The 17,900-nt window shown below is 66.1% G+C and carries 17 protein-coding genes; 10 read left to right on the top strand and 7 right to left on the bottom strand.

What is annotated here, in order from left to right; genetic code table 11:
* Positions 1–6 precede the first annotated feature (6 nt).
* The gene (locus tag CupriaWKF_RS27355; protein ID WP_276101560.1) at positions 7–522 is read right to left on the bottom strand and encodes a hypothetical protein; all 516 of its coding nucleotides are present in this window, start codon (positions 520–522) and stop codon (positions 7–9) included.
* A 355-nt stretch (positions 523–877) separates the two neighbouring features.
* On the opposite strand from CupriaWKF_RS27355, the gene CupriaWKF_RS27360 reads away from it, so the two are divergent.
* The 4 genes from CupriaWKF_RS27360 to gabD all read left to right on the top strand — a co-directional run bounded on the left by CupriaWKF_RS27360 (position 878) and on the right by gabD (position 5,928).
* Positions 878–3,121: an NADP-dependent isocitrate dehydrogenase gene (locus tag CupriaWKF_RS27360; protein WP_276101561.1), complete on the top strand. Its 2,244-nt coding sequence runs from the start codon at positions 878–880 to the stop codon at positions 3,119–3,121.
* 251 nt (positions 3,122–3,372) lie between these two features.
* Entirely contained in the window at positions 3,373–3,702 is a 330-nt protein-coding gene (locus CupriaWKF_RS27365; RefSeq protein WP_276101562.1) for a hypothetical protein, read from the top strand.
* A 297-nt stretch (positions 3,703–3,999) separates the two neighbouring features.
* A complete protein-coding gene (locus CupriaWKF_RS27370) occupies positions 4,000–4,194 on the top strand; it encodes a DUF3079 domain-containing protein (protein WP_276101563.1) in 195 nt (64 codons plus the stop codon).
* 285 nt (positions 4,195–4,479) lie between these two features.
* Complete coding sequence (gabD, locus tag CupriaWKF_RS27375; protein ID WP_276101564.1) at positions 4,480–5,928, top strand: NADP-dependent succinate-semialdehyde dehydrogenase; 1,449 nt, start codon at positions 4,480–4,482, stop codon at positions 5,926–5,928.
* 21 nt (positions 5,929–5,949) lie between these two features.
* On the opposite strand, the gene CupriaWKF_RS27380 is transcribed toward gabD, so the two are convergent.
* From CupriaWKF_RS27380 to CupriaWKF_RS27395, 4 genes are all read right to left on the bottom strand, one after another.
* Positions 5,950–6,807, bottom strand: coding sequence for a hypothetical protein (locus tag CupriaWKF_RS27380; RefSeq protein ID WP_276101565.1), 858 nt, complete (start codon positions 6,805–6,807; stop codon positions 5,950–5,952).
* A 76-nt stretch (positions 6,808–6,883) separates the two neighbouring features.
* Entirely contained in the window at positions 6,884–7,531 is a 648-nt protein-coding gene (flhC, locus tag CupriaWKF_RS27385) for a flagellar transcriptional regulator FlhC (protein ID WP_276101566.1), read from the bottom strand.
* Positions 7,528–7,845, bottom strand: coding sequence for a flagellar transcriptional regulator FlhD (gene flhD, locus CupriaWKF_RS27390; RefSeq protein ID WP_276101567.1), 318 nt, complete (start codon positions 7,843–7,845; stop codon positions 7,528–7,530). Before flhD ends, flhC begins: the two co-directional genes overlap by 4 nt.
* Positions 7,832–8,656, bottom strand: a complete 825-nt coding sequence (locus CupriaWKF_RS27395; protein ID WP_346348609.1) for a cyclic nucleotide-binding domain-containing protein — start codon at positions 8,654–8,656, stop codon at positions 7,832–7,834. The genes flhD and CupriaWKF_RS27395 overlap by 14 nt, the downstream gene beginning before the upstream one ends.
* Positions 8,657–9,175: 519 nt before the next feature.
* On the opposite strand from CupriaWKF_RS27395, the gene CupriaWKF_RS27400 reads away from it, so the two are divergent.
* Complete coding sequence (locus CupriaWKF_RS27400) at positions 9,176–10,393, top strand: EAL domain-containing protein (RefSeq protein WP_276101568.1); 1,218 nt, start codon at positions 9,176–9,178, stop codon at positions 10,391–10,393.
* A gap of 140 nt (positions 10,394–10,533) precedes the next feature.
* Positions 10,534–11,508 (top strand): tripartite tricarboxylate transporter substrate binding protein, encoded by a 975-nt coding sequence (locus CupriaWKF_RS27405; RefSeq protein ID WP_276101569.1) that lies wholly within the window; start codon positions 10,534–10,536, stop codon positions 11,506–11,508.
* Positions 11,509–11,513: 5 nt separating this feature from the next.
* Here the strand turns inward: CupriaWKF_RS27405 and CupriaWKF_RS27410 are convergent, their stop codons facing one another.
* Together CupriaWKF_RS27410 and CupriaWKF_RS27415 are read right to left on the bottom strand one after the other, a co-directional pair.
* The gene (locus CupriaWKF_RS27410) at positions 11,514–12,350 is read right to left on the bottom strand and encodes an IclR family transcriptional regulator (RefSeq protein WP_276101570.1); all 837 of its coding nucleotides are present in this window, start codon (positions 12,348–12,350) and stop codon (positions 11,514–11,516) included.
* Positions 12,347–13,144, bottom strand: coding sequence for an IclR family transcriptional regulator C-terminal domain-containing protein (locus CupriaWKF_RS27415; protein ID WP_276101571.1), 798 nt, complete (start codon positions 13,142–13,144; stop codon positions 12,347–12,349). Before CupriaWKF_RS27415 ends, CupriaWKF_RS27410 begins: the two co-directional genes overlap by 4 nt.
* Positions 13,145–13,432: 288 nt before the next feature.
* Here CupriaWKF_RS27415 and CupriaWKF_RS27420 point away from each other — a divergent pair, with 288 nt between their 5' ends.
* From CupriaWKF_RS27420 to CupriaWKF_RS27435, 4 genes are all read left to right on the top strand, one after another.
* Entirely contained in the window at positions 13,433–14,392 is a 960-nt protein-coding gene (locus tag CupriaWKF_RS27420; protein ID WP_276101572.1) for an MBL fold metallo-hydrolase, read from the top strand.
* Between the two features lie 55 nt (positions 14,393–14,447).
* Positions 14,448–16,175 (top strand): FAD-dependent oxidoreductase, encoded by a 1,728-nt coding sequence (locus CupriaWKF_RS27425; RefSeq protein ID WP_276101573.1) that lies wholly within the window; start codon positions 14,448–14,450, stop codon positions 16,173–16,175.
* Positions 16,176–16,223: 48 nt separating this feature from the next.
* Positions 16,224–16,460: a DUF2783 domain-containing protein gene (locus tag CupriaWKF_RS27430; RefSeq protein WP_276101574.1), complete on the top strand. Its 237-nt coding sequence runs from the start codon at positions 16,224–16,226 to the stop codon at positions 16,458–16,460.
* Between the two features lie 102 nt (positions 16,461–16,562).
* Positions 16,563–17,885, top strand: a complete 1,323-nt coding sequence (locus CupriaWKF_RS27435; RefSeq protein ID WP_276101575.1) for an MFS transporter — start codon at positions 16,563–16,565, stop codon at positions 17,883–17,885.
* Positions 17,886–17,900: the final 15 nt, after the last annotated feature.

The raw sequence follows: 17,900 nt of genomic DNA on the forward strand, positions 1-17,900 counted from the left end.
GTGCCCTTACTTTCCGCTGTCGCGCGCGTCGCCGCCAAGCGGATCCACGATGATCATGGTGCGGTCCAGCACGCCCCGGTCGTCAAAATAGGCGCTGAAGTGAGCCGGCTGGTAGCCGGCGACGTACAGGCGGTACGACCACGCTTCCCGCTTCATCAGCGGGTAATACTGCACCGGTTCACGCGGCATGCCGAAGCGCTCGGCCACATCGCGCTTGGTCCAGACACCGGGGCGCGCGGTGTAGATCTCCGCCTCCGTCAGCATCTGGCGAAAGTTCGTCAGCTTGCCGCCCGCATCGAAATCCGCGGCGTAGACCATGAAGCCCAGCGGCTGCTTTGAGTAGATCCAGCGGCTGGTGCCGTCGCTGAGCGGGTAGGTCTCCGTGGGCTTGCCAAAGGCGCCGCGCACGCTGGCCTCGGAACTGCCGATCATCTTCTGGCCGGTCTCGACCGGCTGCAGCGTTGCGCAGGCGCTCAGCACGAGAGCGGCGGCTGCCAGCCAACTGCCATTTCGGAATTGCATAACCTTTCTCCAGTGCGGGCCCGCGCCGTGGCGCCCGCGGCCCACGAACTCAGCATAGTCGCCCGCCGCACGATCTGCCCGGCGGCTCCAGGGGTAAACGCTTGGCGATGCCAAAATATTTCGGCCGGACGGTGTGACATCGGGAATTTGGCCTCGCCTGCCAAATGTGACCGGTTTGGCACCCGATTTTCGCACCAAATTTGGGCGCGCTGGCAATTTCCGCGCAAGAAATGCGGTGGAAGTCAGCCGCCTGAAAGCAAAGTCAGGCAAAATTCTGTGTTTGCCGGGGGCCGAATGGTCCGGTCCCCGGCGCGTGGTTCTATTCTTTGACATCCCCCCGATCCAGAGGCAAGCAATGAGTACGCAGCAACCCACCATCATCTACACCCTGACTGACGAAGCCCCCCTGCTGGCGACCAGTGCTTTCCTACCCATCATCCGCACGTTCACCAAGCCGGCCGGTGTTGAAGTCGCGACCAGCGACATCTCGGTAGCCGCCCGTATCCTCGGCGAGTTCCCCGAGTTCCTGGCCGAAGAACAGCGCGTTCCGGACAACCTGGCCGAACTGGGCCGCCTGACCCAGCTGGAAGACACCAACATCATCAAGCTGCCGAACATCAGCGCATCGGTGTTCCAGCTGGTCAACGCCATCAAGGAACTGCAGTCCAAGGGCTACAAGGTTCCCGACTACCCCGAGGACCCGAAGACCGAGGAAGAGAAGGCCATCCAGAAGCGCTACTCCAAGTGCCTGGGCAGCGCCGTGAACCCGGTCCTGCGCGAGGGCAACTCCGATCGCCGCGCTCCGGCCGCCGTCAAGAACTACGCGCGCAAGCACCCGCATAGCATGGGCGAGTGGAGCATGGCCTCGCGCACGCACGTGGCCCACATGAAGCACGGCGACTTCTATCACGGCGAGAAGTCGATCACGCTGGACAAGGCGCGCGAAGTCCGCATGGAGCTCCTGACCAAGAGCGGCAAGACCATCGTGCTGAAGCCGAAGGTCGCGCTGCTGGCCGGCGAGGTCATCGACAGCATGTTCATGAGCAAGAAGGCCCTGCTGGCCTTCTACGAAGACCAGATGGAAGACGCGCGCAAGACCGGCGTCATGCTGAGCCTGCACGTCAAGGCCACGATGATGAAGGTGTCGCACCCGATCGTGTTCGGCCACGCGGTCAAGGTCTTCTACAAGGACGCCTTTGCCAAGCACCAGAAGCTGTTCGACGAACTGGGCGTGAACGTCAACAACGGCCTGGTCGACCTGTACACCAAGATCGAGGCGCTGCCGGAATCGAAGCGCGAAGAAGTCATCCGCGACATGCACGCCTGCCATGAGCATCGCCCGGAACTGGCGATGGTGGACTCGGCCAAGGGTATCTCGAACCTGCACGCACCGAACGACGTGATCGTCGACGCCTCGATGCCGGCCATGATCCGTATCGGCGGCAAGATGTGGGGCGCCGATGGCCGCACCAAGGACACCAAGTGCCTGATCCCGGAATCGACCTTCGCCCGTATCTATCAGGAAATCATCAACTTCTGCAAGACCAACGGCGCCTTTGATCCGGTGACGATGGGTACCGTGCCGAACGTGGGCCTGATGGCGCAAAAGGCCGAAGAGTACGGCTCGCACGACAAGACCTTCGAGATCCCCGAAGACGGCGAAGCCCGCATCGTCGACAACGCCACCGGTGAAGTGCTGACGGCCCTGACGCAGAAGGTCGAGACGGGCGACATCTGGCGCATGTGCCAGGTCAAGGACGCGCCGATCCGCGACTGGGTCAAGCTTGCCGTCACGCGCGCGCGCAACTCGGGCATGCCGGCCGTGTTCTGGCTGGACCCGTACCGTCCGCACGAGGCCGAGCTGATCAAGAAGGTGGAAACCTACCTGAAGGATTACGACACCAAGGGCCTCGAGATCCATATCATGTCGCAGGTCCGCGCCATGCGTTACACGCTCGAGCGCGTGATCCGCGGCCTGGACACCATCTCGGTGACCGGCAACATCCTGCGCGACTACCTGACCGACCTGTTCCCGATCATGGAACTGGGCACCAGCGCCAAGATGCTGTCGATCGTCCCGCTGATGGCCGGTGGCGGCATGTACGAAACCGGTGCTGGCGGTTCGGCGCCGAAGCACGTGGCGCAGCTCGTGGAAGAAAACCACCTGCGCTGGGACTCGCTGGGTGAATTCCTGGCGCTGGCCGTGTCGCTGGAAGAGCTTGGCATCAAGTCGGGCAACGACAAGGCGAAGATCCTGGCCAAGACGCTGGACGCCGCCACCGGCAAGCTGCTGGACAACGCCAAGAGCCCGTCGCCCAAGACCGGCCAGCTCGACAACCGCGGCAGCCAGTTCTACCTGGCCATGTACTGGGCCCAGGAACTCGCCGCGCAAACCGAAGACGCCGGCCTGGCAGCGACGTTCGCGCCGCTGGCCAAGCAGCTCACCGACAACGAGAAGACCATTGTCGGCGAACTGTCCGACGTGCAGGGCAAGCCCGTGGACATCGGCGGCTACTACATGCCGGACGCTGAAAAGCTGTCCGCCGTGATGCGCCCGAGCAAGACGCTGAACGCAGCCCTGGCATCGGTCCAGGCCTGATCGGCACATCCGACCCGCGGGCACCGACGGTGCCTGCCAGGAGCCGGAGGTTGGCATTTCCTGATGCCGCCTCCGGCTTTTTTTGTTTCTTTTCACCGCCATGTCGACGTTCGCAGAAATTCAAAATATTTGAATAAGACATCCTGAGCAAACCCCGGAAGCACCGGGATCTCTGGCCTATAGTTGCTTACACGAACGACACACCTGAAACAGGAAGCGTTCTGAAAAATTCAACCAAACCGGAGATCATCATGTCGAGCACTACCGTTGTCCGTACCGTTGCTTCCGCCCTTCTGCTGTCGCTCGCCGCGGCAGTCGGCGTTGCCCATGCCGCCCCGTCGACGAGCACGCACGCCGGGGATCGCTATGGCTACGAGTTCCGCGTGCGCAATGCGGATCCGTATAGCGACGGCGCCCGCTTCGTCGCCGATGCCCATGCCGGCGACCGCTACGGTTACCAGTTCCGGACAGCAGACCCCTACACCGACGGCGCCCGCACGGTAGCCGGCCTGGAGCGCAGCGGCGTTTCGGCCAGCCCGGCGCGCAGCTTTGACCCCTACAGCGACGGCGCGCACGCCTGACGCAGGCGCAATCGCGAAACGAGCGAAACGAGCGAAACGAGACAGGAGATCCCCATGACTGTTCGTGACAACGCACTGATCCTGGCCGGGTGGGTGGTGCTTTGCCTGGGCAGCGGCGTGCTGACGAAGCTGGCGGCCCAGGTGCTCTCCTTCTGAGCCGCTTGCAGCATTCAGGCTGAAGCTTCGTTCGGTGGCGATCCTCGCGACTTGATTTACGGCAAACGAGGCACCGCATCGTCGCGCCATACTGATTGCCACATTCTCGTTACATCGGCACATGGTCGCGTGCCTGTCACCATGGCAAAGAAATTCCCGCTGCATCCGAGCCATCCCGAGCGCATCTGCTGGGGCTGCGACAAGTATTGTCCGGTGGACGCCATGGGCTGCGGCAATGGCTCGAGCCGCACCCAGCATCCTGCGGAGTTGCTCGGCGACGACTGGCTGGAGTTTGGCGACTGGGGCATCGAGCCCGATCGTCCGAAGGCCAATTGATGCGGCCCCTGGCGTGCTGTATCGGCCTTTGAGACCATTGTCGTGCCGCAGAGCCGCCTAGCCTTCCAGGCCCGGTCACAACGCACCCAGCCTGCCGCGTCAGGCTGGCGTGTTCCGTGCTTGAAGCCAGACACCTGACATCTTATCGGCGGGATTCCAGCCGTCGCCGGACAGTGGTGGCCCGCAAACACCACACCGGGCTGACCCGCCAGGCTGCGCGGTGCCGATTACAATGCTTTGATCGCGCCATCCCCTACCGGCAGTCTTTTCAACGGACGAACGATCATGCTGAAGCTCCAAGACCCCACCCTGCTGCGCCAGCAGTGCTATATCGACGGACGCTGGACCGACGGCGAACGCCACATCGACGTTACCAACCCGGCCACGGGCGAGCGCGTGGCGCAAGTGCCGCAGTTCGGCGCCGCGGAGGCCCGCCAGGCGGTCGAGGCCGCCAACCGCGCGCTGCCGGCGTGGCGCGCGCGCCTGGCCAAGGAACGTTCGGCGCTGCTGCGCAAGTGGTTCGAACTGATCCTGGCCAACCAGGATGACCTGGCGCGCATCATGACCGCCGAGCAAGGCAAGCCGTTTGCCGAGGCCAAGGGCGAGATCGCCTACGCGGCGTCGTTCATCGAATGGTTTGCCGAGGAAGGCAAGCGCGTTTACGGCGAAACGATTCCCGCGCCGGTCAGCAACCAGCGCATCGTGGTGACCAAGGAGCCTGTGGGCGTCTGCGCGGCGATTACCCCCTGGAACTTCCCGGCAGCCATGATCACGCGCAAGGCCGGCCCGGCGCTGGCCGCCGGCTGCACCATGGTAGTCAAGCCAGCGTCGCAAACCCCGCTGACGGCGCTGGCACTGGCGGCGCTGGCGGAGCGGGCCGGTATCCCGGCCGGTGTCCTGTCGGTGATCACGGGCTCGGCGGGAGCCATCGGCGGCGAACTGAGCAGCAACCCGCTGGTGCGCAAGCTGACGTTCACGGGTTCCACCGAGGTAGGCCGCGTGCTGATGGCGCAGACCGCATCCACCATCAAGAAAGTGTCGATGGAACTCGGCGGCAATGCGCCCTTTATCGTGTTCGACGATGCCGACCTGGATGCCGCGGTCGAGGGCGCCATCATCTCCAAGTACCGGAACGCCGGCCAGACCTGCGTCTGCGCGAACCGGATCTATGTGCAGGACAAGGTCTACGACGCATTCGCGCAGAAGCTGGTGGCAGCAGTCGCCGCGCTGAAGGTCGGCAATGGCATGGACGAAGGCGTGCGCATCGGCCCGCTGATCGATGAGAAGGCCGTGGCCAAGGTCGAAGAGCATATCGCGGATGCGCTTGGCAAGGGCGCACGCGTGTTGCAGGGCGGTCATCGGCACGGGCTTGGCCATACGTTCTTCGAGCCGACCATCCTGGCCGACGTCGCGCCCGGCATGCTGGTCGCGCGCGAAGAAACCTTTGGTCCGCTGGCGCCGCTGTTCCGCTTCACGACCGAGGACGATGTCGTGGCCATGGCCAATGACACGGAGTTCGGCCTGGCCAGCTACTTCTATGCGCGCGACCTCGGCCGCGTCTGGCGCGTCTCGGAGCGGCTCGAATACGGCATGGTCGGCGTGAACACGGGGCTGATCTCCAACGAGGTCGCGCCGTTTGGCGGCGTGAAGCAGTCCGGTGTCGGCCGAGAGGGCTCGCACTACGGCATCGAGGACTACCTGGTGATCAAGTACACCTGCATGGCCGGCATCTGACCGGCGCCCGCCGCGCGGCGGTTAGCGCTTGCCATTGGCGCGGGCCGGGCGGCGGGCCAGGTTCGGCCACTCGCCGGCATCCGGCCGGCAGGTCTCGCGGAATCGTTCGAGCTGTTCGTGGAAGCGCCGCATCAGCTCGAACTGGTAGGCTGCGTGCTCGAAGCTGAAACGGGTACCGAACTCATAGAGCGCGCTCTCGGCAGCGTGCGAGAGGCGCTCCAGCCGCTGGGCCAGCGCCCGTCCTTCCACGCTGCGGTGCCGCCGCAAGCGCCAGCTCAGGGCCTCCTGGCCATCTTCCAGCAGGCTCTGGTCGAGGTAGCCCAGGCAGCCAGCCGCCGCGCGTGCCTCGTACATGGCGCAAAGGTAGGCACAAAGCACCGACAGGCGCCGGTTCATTTCCCCCCCGCGCAGCAACAGGTCGCGCGCGCCGGCCCGGAAGCGCTCGGCGGTGCCGTGGTCGGTCTCCGCCCCGGCCTGCTGCGCATACTCTGCCAGCGGATGAACGCCCAGCGACAGCCCCGGCGGCAACACGCTGGTGATGCGTTCCGCCAGCCCGGTCTGCAGCGCGCCGTCCAGTTCGCAACAGCTTGCGCAGTCCGCCTCGACATAGAAATCCAGGCTGGCCCGGCGCCCCGGTCCCGTGGTGATCACCGCGTGTGCCGGCCTCTGGCCGGCACTTTCCAGTACCTCCAGGCCAACCCGCACGCATCGCTCACGCTCTTCATCGCCGCCCAGCGCGTTGACGATGTCCCGCAACCTCACGGGCGCGCTGAACTCGGTACGGGCGATCGGCAGCAACGTCGGTCCGAGCCTGTGCAAGGCGCCGGCGTGCGCCGGCGGCAGTAGCGTCTCGGGATAAACAGATCCATTGCCTGTCATGGGGCCTCCGGTGTCAGTGGCGCGGCCCGGGCAGCCGGGCGCGTATCCAGTTGCAACAATGCCCATGGCGACCGCGCTAGTACGGCCGCGCTCGTAGGGCAGGCACCATCCCGAATGCCGGTCCGGCAACGGCCGGCAAGTCCCCCAGGATGGGCGGCGCCTGTTCGGCCACGCCGGCCGCAGGCGTGCGGCGTACGCCGCGGCGCACCCGTGACGGTGGTTCGCACAGGCTGCAGACAAACGAACGCAGCGGCTCGTGGGCATGCGTGACATAGCGGCCGCCGCAGCAATGGCACGTGGACAATTGCAGCAACCCGCCGTCCATGAAGCGCACCAGCGTCCAGAATCGCGTGAAGCTGATCAGGCATGCCTCGTTGCTGGCGCGCATGTGGTCCGCATACACGCGGTAGCTGTTCAGCACGGCGCGTATGCCTCGCAGCCCGGCCCGCTGCTGCATGAACTCATGGACGCTCAGCAGATAGGAAGCATGCGCGTTGGGCCGCCAGGTCACGAACCAGTCCGCGGAGAATGGCAGCATGCCTTTTGGCGGCGATCCCCCGGTCAGCTCGCGATACAAGCGGTACACGCGGCTGCGCGACAGCGCCACTTCGGCCTCCACGACCTGCGGGCGCGCCCCCAGTCCGATCAGCTCGATGGCGAGCTGCGTGTCGCAGGCATCCTGCAAGGCACTGCGGGCCGGGGCAGGTTGCGCGGTGGTCTTCATCTTCCCTCCTCCAGGGCTTGTGCGGCCAGCACGATGGCCGTATGCATATTGCACAGCTCGTGCCGGGGCCTGATGCCCGCCAGCGATTCGAGCAATGCATCGTTATCAAGGCGGAAGCGGCACAGCACCATGCTCGAGCGCGCCAGACCAAGCAGTTGCGCCGGGGTCAACAAAGCCAGCGCCTGCCCGACCTCCTTGCGGATGCCGAGCCTTAACAGGGCCTCTGGCTCGTTCTGGCGCATCAGGCGCTGCACCAGCAGCAGATAGCCCAGGTTGACGTCCTTGATCTCACCTACCAGGTCACTGTTGTCCATTGCCAGCCTCCCAAGCGAACGGATTCATCTTCACTTCTGCATGCCTGGCACCGGCGGCGGACTGCGGCAAGGTCGGGGCCGTCCACGCCTTCGCGGGCACCAATGCTCCTGCTCCCTGTGCCTGCGCGCGCTGCGCTGCGCGCCGGCTGCCTGGCCCAGGGGGTACCGCGGAGATCGCCGGACGGGCAGCGATGGCGCGCAGCCCCGCCTTGTCGACCAGCGCCACGCTGCGGTGCTTGACCCGGATCAGACCGCATTCCGCGAGCCGGGAAAACTGCCGGCTGACGGTTTCCAGCGTCAGGCCGATATAGCTGCCGATCTCCTCGCGGCTCATACGCAGGATGAATTCGCTGGACGAGAAGCCGCGCGCGGACAGTCCTTCGGAAATCCACAGCAGGAACGTGACCAGGCGCTCTTCAGCCGTCATCAGCGCCAGCAGGGTCTGCAACCCCCGCGTGCGCTGGGCCTGGCGGTCCAGCGCAAGGAATACGCGGCTGGCGAGTGCCGGCGTGGACGCGGCCAGTGCGCGCAAGGCATCCATGGGGATCATGCAAACCTTGGTGTCTTCCAGCGCGGTCGCGTACGAGGCGTACCGGCGGCGGCCGATGCTGTCCAGGCCCACCATCTCGCCCGGGAAGTGAAAGCCGACCACCTGCGTGCGGCCATCTTCCGTGGCGACATGCGTCTTGACCGTGCCTACGCGGATCGCGAACAGGGCGGTGACCGGATCACCGAGCAGATAGAGCGGCTCGCCCTTGCGCAGACGGACCACGCGGTGTGCCAGCTCGCCTTGCTTGATGGTGTCGGGCACCCGTTCGCCTAACAGGCAAAAGCGCGCCATGGAGCATCCGGCGCAGCACGGAATCGATTCGAGCGATGGCGGGCAGCTTGTCATGATCATGTGCGCCTCGATAGAAGGGGTCTCGGTTAAAGGTTCCCGTGATTCTTCTGAGGTGATTGCCAGTCAATTGGATTGACTAAAAGAATCAAATCACGAAAACCTTAAATTCGATTCTATTGCCCCGTATCGTTGGAACAATCCGTAGTTTCTGATTATGTGTTGGGAGTTTTCCGACCGTAGTGCGGCGATGTCCTGCGCGACGCTCGGAAAGCGTCCCGGAGCCCCGGCACGCCCGCATTGTTGGCACCGATCAAGGAAGCTGGGGAAATCCCTTCCTATCATCGCGGCGTTTTCTTATTGATTGCTGCTGCGCCAGATGCGATTTTTTATTATTGCGACGTGATCGAAAAGTGCATTGGAATTCTTTCGGCGCATTCGCAGCATTAAATCGGCATCAGGAAATTGCCGGCCCAATCCTGGAATGCTCCCATGCAAGACCCTCTCCCAACCTTGTCCGCCATGCCGAAGCCCGGTCCCCGCGATGCCGAGGTACTGCACATCGGGCGCCAGCCCATCGTGGATGCCGCCGGCAACGCGCAGGCCTATGAACTGCTGTACCGGGAAGGCAGCGGAAACTGGGCGCACGTCCTCGACGACACCGCGGCTACCGCCCACGTCATCGCGCGCACGCTGGGCGGCATTGGGCTGGAGCGGGCCCTGCGCAAGCAGGCCGGCTTCGTCAACCTGGGGCGGCAATTGCTGCTCGACGATCTGCTGTTGCTGGTCCCGCCTGGAGACTTTGTGCTTGAAGTGCTCGAAAGCGTGCCGATGGATACCTCCGTCCTGCACCGCCTGGCGTGGCTGCGGGAGGCCGGCTACCGCATCGCGCTGGACGACGTGGTGGCGCTGACCGCCGATGTCCTCAAGGCGCTGTCCGCGGTCGACTTCGTCAAGGTCGACTTCCGGCTTGCCCACCGCGCGGATCTCCCGCGCGTGGCCGATGCCGTGCTGCGCGCGGACCGCCTTCTGATTGCCGAGAAGATCGAGTCCGCCGACGATCTCGCGCTCGCGCAACGGCTCGGCTGCCACCTGTTCCAGGGCTTCCATTTCGCGCGGCCTGAACCGCTGACGGCGCCGCTGCCGCACCTGGACCGTGGTGCACTGGCGCGGCTGCACGCGCTGCTGACGCACAGCGCGCACGCCGATGCGGTACTCGCCGAACTGCATGCCAACCCGGGCCTGGTGGCCCAGTTGCTGCGGCTCGCCGTGGCAACCGGCGTGCAGCCTGGCGGCGGCTTTGCGAGCGTGCGCGCGCTGCTTGTGGCGCTGGGCGCCGACAGCCTGCTGCGCTGGGTGCGGCTGCTGCAGATGTCCGACGGTTTGCGCCTGCCCGCCGAGCCCAGCCTGCGCAGCCAGGCGGCTTGCCGTCGCGCCGGCTTCATGGAGCAGGCCGCACGCCATGTCCGGCCGCAGGATACCGCCTTCGCCGAAGCGGCTTACCTGACCGGCGTGCTGTCGCTGGCCCCCCTGCCGCCGGACGGCACGCGGCGTGACATCCAGGACTCATTTCCCGTGACCCGGACGATCCGCCACGCGGTCCTCCATGGTCATGGCGAGCTGGGTGCGCTGCTTCATGCGGCCGAGGTTTTCGAGCGCGGCGGCAATTCGCTGGCCATGCTGGCGACGCCGGGCATGCCCGCCGCCTGACAGCCGGGCGCCGCGGCGGCGCTGACGCCACGCCTGCTGGCCCGCCGCAAAGCCGGCCTTTGCCAATTCGAAACCCGCACACCCACGCGCTGCGACACACTGCCGCTTTCCATCGCCAAAACATGACAGGGGAGACCGCGATGAAAGGCTGGTTCAGGCATGCGGCCGCAGGGCTGCTGATTTCGCTGGCGGCAGCCGGCAGCGCGCACGCGGCATATCCGGACAAGCCGGTAAGGCTGGTGGTGCCATTCCCGCCGGGCGGCGCCACTGACCTCCTCGCGCGCGAGGTCGGCAATGCGCTTTCGGTGCGGCTGGGGCAACCGGTCGTGATCGACAACCGCCCGGGCGCAGGCGGCAATATTGCCGCGATTGCCGTGGCGCGCGCTCCCGCCGATGGGTACACGCTGTTGTTTGGCACGTTCGGCTCGCTGGCGGTCAACAAGAGCCTCTACGACAAGCCCGGCTACGATCCGCTCAAGGATTTCGCGCCGGTGGCGTCCGTCGCCTACCTGCCCAATGTACTGGTCGTGCATCCGTCGGTGCCGGCGCGGACCGTGCCGGAATTGCTGGCGCTTGCACGCAAGTCACCCGGCAAGCTGACCTATGGCTCGTTCGGCAATGGCTCGTCTTCGCACCTGGCCGGTGAACTGTTCACGCATATGGCGGGGGTCGACATCACGCATATCCCGTACAAGGGCAGCGCCGCGTCCATGACGGACCTGATCGGCGGGCGCCTGACCATGATGTTCGACAGCGTGTCGACGGCGTTGCCCTACATCCGCGACGGCCGCGTTCGCGCACTGGCGGTCACCACGCAGAAGCCGTCGGAACAGTTGCCTGGCGTGCCGACCCTGGCCACGGCCGGCGTACCGGGCTATGAACTGACTGCCTGGTTCGGTGTCGTGGCTCCGGCCGGCACGCCCAAGGCCGTGGTCGACCGGCTCAACGCCGAGATCGTGGCTTCGCTGAAGCAAGCGGAAATGGCCGGCAAGCTGGCGAGCCAGGGCACGGTGCCGTTCCCGGCAACGCCCGCGCAGTTTGGCAGCTATATCCGCGCGCAGTATGAGAAGTGGGATGCGCTGATCAAGTCAGCCAATATCCGCGTCGAGCAATAAGCCGCTCAAGCGGATGCCTGCATGGCGCCGAAGCGCCACGAAAGCCGGTGCGCCGCCTGGCGCACCAGTTCGGCGGTGGCTCCTTGCGTGCCGCTGTCGAAACTACCGGTCGATCCCATCACCGCCACCACCAGCGCCAGGCTGCCCGTGTGATCGAACACGGGGGCTGCGAGCGTATCGATGCTGGGCACCGGCCGGCTCAGCGCGTTGTCGACCTGCTCGCGGCGCACACGCGCCAGCCGGCTGGCATAGTCCGGCGCAAGCTTCCCGTCGTCGCCGAGCACTTCGGTGCGTGCAGCGCCAGCCATGCGCAAGTCGTCGCGCGCGAGCAGGCCGGCCAGCACGTTTTCCGGCAGGTACGCCGCCATGGTGCGGCCGATCGCGGTATTGACGAGCGAAAGCACCGTGCCGACCCGCAGGCTCACATGCTGCGGGCGCGCCGATTCCTCCAGCCGCACCACGGTCGGCCCCAGCGGCCCGAGCACCGCCATGGCCACGCTCAGGCCCGTAGCGCCCGCGAGCTCGATGATCTCCGGCTCGGCCTCGCGCGTGGGCGACAAACGCTGCAGGGCAATCAGCCCCAGTTCCAGGCTCAGCGGACCGCACAGGAAATTGCCCGCGGCATCGCGCGCGAGCAGGCCGGTCTTCTGCAGGCTCACCAGGTGGGGAAACGCCTTGGCCGGCGCCATGCCGGCCGCCTGCGCCAGGTCGCGCAGCGGCAGCGGCCGGCCTGCCGCTACCAGCGCCCCCAGCAGCTGTCCGGTACTGTCCAGCGACTGGATGCCGCGCTGGGGCTTGCCGCCGTCGGCGCTCCGGTCGTCGTTCGGGGCCGCTTGTGTCATCTTGCCGGTCCAAGGTTCGCGCCGATGGCGCGTGCGGTGGCTTGCAGGGCCAGGGCCACCGGTCCCTGCCAGTCCACGTCGATGGTGCCGGTGGAGCCCACCACGGTCAGCACCAGGCGCAACGCGCCGTCCGCATCGAGCACGGGCACGCTCAGGCTGCTGATGGCCGGGCTCGGCGCGTCGATGCTGCGCTCCATGCCGCGCGCGCGAATGGCTTCGAGCGCGGCGTCGAACGCTGCCCGGTCCGCAGCGCCGGCATGCGGCTGCTGCTGCCGCCAGATCGCTTCCCAGCCGGCGCGCGGCTGGAACGCGCAATAGACGCGCCCCGTTGCCGTCGCCGCCAGCGCCATCACGGTGCCGACGTGCAGGTTCACATGCAGCGGCGCCGCGGCCGGCACATAGCGCACGATGGCCGGCCCCTGCGGGCCGGCAATGCTGATGGCCACGCTGAAGCCCGTGGTCTCGGCAAGTTCGTCGACGCGCGGCACCGCGGCCCGGTAGGCCGGGTCTGAGTCCAGGTGCATCATGCCAAGCTGCAGCGACAGCGGGCCTGGTTCGTAGCGCCCGGACAGGTGGTCGCGCTTGATCAGCCCGAGCCTTGTCAGGCTGACCAGGTAAGCATGGGCCTGCGCGGCTGCCAGTTGTGCCGCGTCCGCCAGTTCGGCCAGCGTCATCGGCGCACGCGCGGCCGCGAGCGCGCCAAGGAAGCGGCCGGCGACTTCCACGCTCTGGATGCCGCGCTGCACCTTCTCTTCGCTCTCCGCCTGCGCCGTCTTGCGCCCCGCTGCCGCCATCGTCCTCTCCGGAAAGCCCAGATATTAATCGAACGTCACCGGGACCCGCCTGGCCGATCGGTGTTTACCCTTGGATTTTTGTCTTCGATCTAAAAATTAACCATAGACTAATGCATTAGCCATTGATTAATTTCCATTGGTTTCCTAAGATGACAGTACCCGTCGCGCAGCGCGCCCTACGTGCTGCGACCAGATCAAATTCAACGAACGGGGCGAGACAGCCGCGCAATGCCGCGCCAGCCATACACGTGCCGCTGTCCCGCCCGCCCCCAAGAAGAGGACAGACACATGAGCAAGGCATTCGCATCCCAGGCCGACCTGGAAGCCAAGCAGATCACCTTCACCCAGTTGTCCGGGAACGCCTATGCCTACACGGCCGAAGGCGACCCCAACTCCGGCGTGATCATTGGCGACGATGGCGTGATGATCATCGACACGACCGCCACGCCGGCCATGGCGCAGGACCTGATCGCCAGGATCCGCTCGATCACCGACAAGCCGATCAAGTACGTGGTGCTGTCGCACTACCACGCGGTGCGCGTGCTGGGCGCTTCGGCGTACTTTGCCGAAGGCGCGCAGCAGATCATCGCCAGCCGCGGCACCTACGAAATGATCGTCGAGCGCGGCGAGGCCGACATGAAGTCGGAAATCGAACGCTTCCCGCGCCTGTTCGCCGGCGTCGAGACCGTGCCGGGCCTGACCTGGCCGACGCTGGTGTTCGAGAAGGAAATCACGCTGTTCCTGGGCAAGCTGGAAGTCCGCATTGCCCACCTGGGTTCGGGCCATACCAAGGGCGACACCGTGGTCTGGCTGCCGTCGCAGAAGGTGCTGTTCTCGGGCGACCTGGTCGAATATGACGCGGCCTGCTACTGCGGCGACGCGCAGCTTGCCGAGTGGCCCGCGACGCTCGATGCGCTGGCCGCGCTGCAGCCCGAAAAGCTCGTTCCCGGCCGCGGTCCGGCGCTGACTACGCCTGAAGAGGTCGGCAAGGGCATCGCCTACACCAAGGATTTCGTCACCACGCTGTTCCAGGCCGGCAAGGAAGCCGTGGCCGACAAGCTCGACCTGAAAGCCGCGATGGCCCACACGCGCCGCGCGATGGACCCCAAATTCGGCCAGGTCTTCATCTACGAACACTGCCTGCCGTTCGATGTCTCGCGCGCCTACGACGAAGCGAGCGGCATCGCCCATCCGCGCATCTGGACTGCCCAGCGCGACAAGGACATGTGGGCCGCGCTGCAGAACTGACGCGCGCACGTAAGACGCAACAAAAGACTGAACGAGAGTGGACGGAGACAAAGGCATGACCATCGATTACCAGCGCCTGTCATTCGAGTACCAGCCCTGCGCGGAACAGCGCGGCGGGCAAGCGGGCGGCACGGTCCATCCCGTTGTCGTGGTGGGTGCCGGGCCGATCGGCCTGGCCACCGCAATCGACCTGGCCCAGCGCGGCGTGCGCGTGGTGCTGGTCGACGACGATTGCACGCTGTCCACAGGATCGCGCGCCATCTGCTTCGCGAAGCGGACACTGGACATCTTTGATCGCCTGGGCTGCGGGCAGCGCATGGTCGATACTGGCGTGAGCTGGAACGTGGGCCGCGTATTCCTGCGCGACCAGCAGGTCTACAGCTTTGACCTGCTGCCCGAGGCCGGCCACCACCGCCCGGCCTTCATCAACCTGCAGCAGTATTACGTGGAAGGCTACCTGCTCGAGCGTGCGCAGGAGTTGCCCAATATCGAGATCCGCTGGCGCAACAAGGTGGTGGGGCTCGAACAGCGCCAGGCCGGCACGGCCGACGAGAACATCGCCCTGACCATCGAGACGCCGGACGGCCATTACACGCTGGCCGCCCGCTACGTGGTGGCGGCCGACGGCTCGCACAGCCCGGCGCGCAAGCTCCTGGGCCTGGACAGCAAGGGCCGGACCTTCAAGGACCGCTTCCTGATCGCCGACGTGAAGATGGAAGCGGCGTTCCCCGCCGAACGCTGGTTCTGGTTCGACCCGCCCTTCCACCCGAACCAGTCGGTACTGCTGCATCGCCAGCCCGACAATGTCTGGCGCATCGATTTCCAGCTCGGCTGGGATGCCGATCCTGTCCTGGAGAAGGCGCCCGAACACGTGATCCCGCGCGTGCAGGCGCTGCTGGGCCCGGATGCGAAGTTCACGCTGGAGTGGGTCAGCGTCTATACCTTCTCGTGCGAACGCATGGACAGTTTCCGGCACGGCAACGTGCTGTTCGCCGGCGACGCCGCGCACCGTGTTTCGCCGTTTGGCGCACGTGGCGCCAACAGTGGCGTGCAGGATGCCGAGAACCTGGCCTGGAAGCTCGCCTACGTGCTGCAGGGCCGCGCGGCCGACAGTCTGCTCGATACCTATGCCAGCGAACGCGAGTACGCCGCAGACGAGAACATCCTTAACTCCACCCGCGCGACTGACTTCATCACGCCCAAGAGCGCGGTCAGCCGCCTGTTCCGCGATGCCGTGCTGAACCTGTCCCGCCGGCACGCCTTTGCGCGGGCCCTGGTCAACAGCGGGCGCCTGTCGGTGCCAGCGGTGCTGCACGGCTCGCCCCTCAATACGCCCGACGCCGACGGCCTCGGTGGCACCATGGTGCCGGGTGCGCCTTGCGTCGACGCCCCGGTCTCGGACGCGCATGGCGCGGGCTGGCTGCTCCAGCATCTCGGCGGCGAATTCACGGGGCTGGTGTTCGGCACGCCCGACAGCCTCGACAGCGAGAGCCAGCTTGCGCTCGCACAACTGCAGCAGGCGCGCCTGCCGATTCGCCTCGTGTTCATCGCCACGCCGGCACAGCCCGCGTCCGGCCCCGCTGTCTTGCGCGACGACCAGGGACTTGCGGCGCAACGCTACAGCGCGGCACCGGGCACCTTCTACCTGATCCGGCCGGACCAGCATGTCTGCGCACGCTGGCGCCGCATCGATGCGCAAGGCATCGGCGCAGCGCTGGCGCGCGCGACCGGCGCGCACCTGCCCGCCGGCAACGCGCGGCACGCGGCCGCCATGGCGGCATAAGGCCTGGCAAACGACAGGCCGCCCCCTACAGAATCCGGAGACAACGCCATGCCCAGCCAAGCCCAGGCTCACACCCTCAATACCCAACCCAACCTGGCCCGCCCTGACGACTTCTACGAAGCGCTGATCGACATGCACCGCGACCTGGACGATGCGCAGAGCCAGGCCGTCAACGCCCGGCTCATCCTGCTGCTCGCCAACCACATCGGCGACCACGAAGTACTGCTCGCCGCCTTGCACGCCGCACGCGAAGGTATCGCTGCCGACACCGCCGCCGCGAACTGACCCTGCGGGCACGCGCACGCGTGCCCCACCCCATCCCGCCCGACCCGTAGCGAAGACCTGTCAAAGGCCGGCGCGGGCGGCGCTCACACCGGAGACAAAGCAATGAGCAATCTGGCCTCAGGGGCGATTGCGGCCCCCGCCTACGCCGCGCACGAAGAAAACGCGCTGTATCGCAAGATCTGGCTGCGCCTGATCCCGTTCCTGTTCGTGTGCTACGTGGTCTCGTTCCTGGACCGCATCAACATCGGTTTCGCGCAGTTGCAGATGAAGCAGGACCTGGGATTCAGCGACGCCATGTACGGACTGGGCGCCGCCGTGTTCTATGTCGGCTACGTGCTGTGCGAGGTGCCCAGCAACATGCTGCTGGCACGCTTCGGCGCGCGCCGCACGTTCACGCGCATCATGCTGCTGTGGGGCGCCGCCTCGGTCGGCATGATGGCGGTGTCGTCGCCGGAGCAGTTCTATATGCTGCGTTTCCTGCTCGGCGTGTTCGAGGCAGGATTCTTTCCCGGCATCGTGCTCTACCTGACCTACTGGTTCCCGGCGAAACGCCGTGCCGCGGTGATGGCCATCTTCTTTGCCGGCGTCGCCGTCGCCGGCGTGCTGGGCGGGCTGGTGTCGGGCTGGATCATGCGCGACATGGCCGGCGTGCTCGGCATGCAGGGCTGGAAATGGATGTTCGCGATCGAAGGGGCGCCGGCCATCTTGCTGGGCGTGATCGCGGCGTTCTTCCTGGTCGATGAACCGCGCCAGGCAAGCTGGCTCACCGACGGCGAGAAGGCCTTCCTCACGCGAGCGCGCATGGAAGAACACGGCGTCAAGCCGCACTCGCTGCAAGCGTTGCTGCAGGTGCTACGCAACCCGCGCGTCTACCTGTTCGCCTTCATCTACTTCTCGCTGACCTGTGGCTCGCTCGCGCTGAGCTTCTGGATGCCGCTGATGATCCGCGACTTCGGCATCACCGATGTCGTCTCGATCAGTCTCTACTCGGTCGTGCCCAATGCGGTCGGCGCAGTCGGCCTGATCCTGATCGCGCGGCATTCCGATCGCAGCGGCGAGCGCCACCGGCATTTCCTGCTGTGCACCGCCGGCGGTGCCCTGGCGCTGGCCGCGCTCACCTTGCACCTGCATAGCCTGGCCGCGATGCTCGCCATCCTGTCCGCCGCCGCGGTCCTGATCTTTGCCGCGCTGCCGGTATTCTGGTCGCTGCCGCCGAGCCATCTGCCCGCCAGCGGCGCAGCCGCCGGCATTGCGTTCATCAGCAGCGTGGGCATCACCAGCGGCATTGTCAGCCCGTGGGTGATCGGGCAGATCAAGGTGCAGACGGGAAGTCTCGACAATGCACTGTACCTGCTGGCCGCCTTGCTGCTGGCCAGCGGCCTGTCGATGTGGCTGGGCGTGCCACGCCAGCCAGATCAGTCCTGACGGCCCTCTCGCGGC

It is taken from the genome of Cupriavidus sp. WKF15, assembly GCF_029278605.1.
Classification (GTDB): domain Bacteria; phylum Pseudomonadota; class Gammaproteobacteria; order Burkholderiales; family Burkholderiaceae; genus Cupriavidus.

Coding starts and splice junctions, on each gene's coding strand:
- CupriaWKF_RS27420 (WP_276101572.1), top strand. CDS start 13,433: ATGAGCAAGGCATTCGCATCCCAGGCCGACCTGGAAGCCAAGCAGATC.
- CupriaWKF_RS27425 (WP_276101573.1), top strand. CDS start 14,448: ATGACCATCGATTACCAGCGCCTGTCATTCGAGTACCAGCCCTGCGCG.
- CupriaWKF_RS27355 (WP_276101560.1), bottom strand. CDS start 522: ATGCAATTCCGAAATGGCAGTTGGCTGGCAGCCGCCGCTCTCGTGCTG.
- flhC (WP_276101566.1), bottom strand. CDS start 7,531: ATGAAGACCACCGCGCAACCTGCCCCGGCCCGCAGTGCCTTGCAGGAT.
- CupriaWKF_RS27415 (WP_276101571.1), bottom strand. CDS start 13,144: ATGGCGGCAGCGGGGCGCAAGACGGCGCAGGCGGAGAGCGAAGAGAAG.
- CupriaWKF_RS27400 (WP_276101568.1), top strand. CDS start 9,176: ATGCAAGACCCTCTCCCAACCTTGTCCGCCATGCCGAAGCCCGGTCCC.
- CupriaWKF_RS27365 (WP_276101562.1), top strand. CDS start 3,373: ATGTCGAGCACTACCGTTGTCCGTACCGTTGCTTCCGCCCTTCTGCTG.
- CupriaWKF_RS27405 (WP_276101569.1), top strand. CDS start 10,534: ATGAAAGGCTGGTTCAGGCATGCGGCCGCAGGGCTGCTGATTTCGCTG.
- CupriaWKF_RS27360 (WP_276101561.1), top strand. CDS start 878: ATGAGTACGCAGCAACCCACCATCATCTACACCCTGACTGACGAAGCC.
- CupriaWKF_RS27410 (WP_276101570.1), bottom strand. CDS start 12,350: ATGACACAAGCGGCCCCGAACGACGACCGGAGCGCCGACGGCGGCAAG.
- CupriaWKF_RS27430 (WP_276101574.1), top strand. CDS start 16,224: ATGCCCAGCCAAGCCCAGGCTCACACCCTCAATACCCAACCCAACCTG.
- CupriaWKF_RS27380 (WP_276101565.1), bottom strand. CDS start 6,807: ATGACAGGCAATGGATCTGTTTATCCCGAGACGCTACTGCCGCCGGCG.
- CupriaWKF_RS27435 (WP_276101575.1), top strand. CDS start 16,563: ATGAGCAATCTGGCCTCAGGGGCGATTGCGGCCCCCGCCTACGCCGCG.
- CupriaWKF_RS27370 (WP_276101563.1), top strand. CDS start 4,000: ATGGCAAAGAAATTCCCGCTGCATCCGAGCCATCCCGAGCGCATCTGC.
- gabD (WP_276101564.1), top strand. CDS start 4,480: ATGCTGAAGCTCCAAGACCCCACCCTGCTGCGCCAGCAGTGCTATATC.
- flhD (WP_276101567.1), bottom strand. CDS start 7,845: ATGGACAACAGTGACCTGGTAGGTGAGATCAAGGACGTCAACCTGGGC.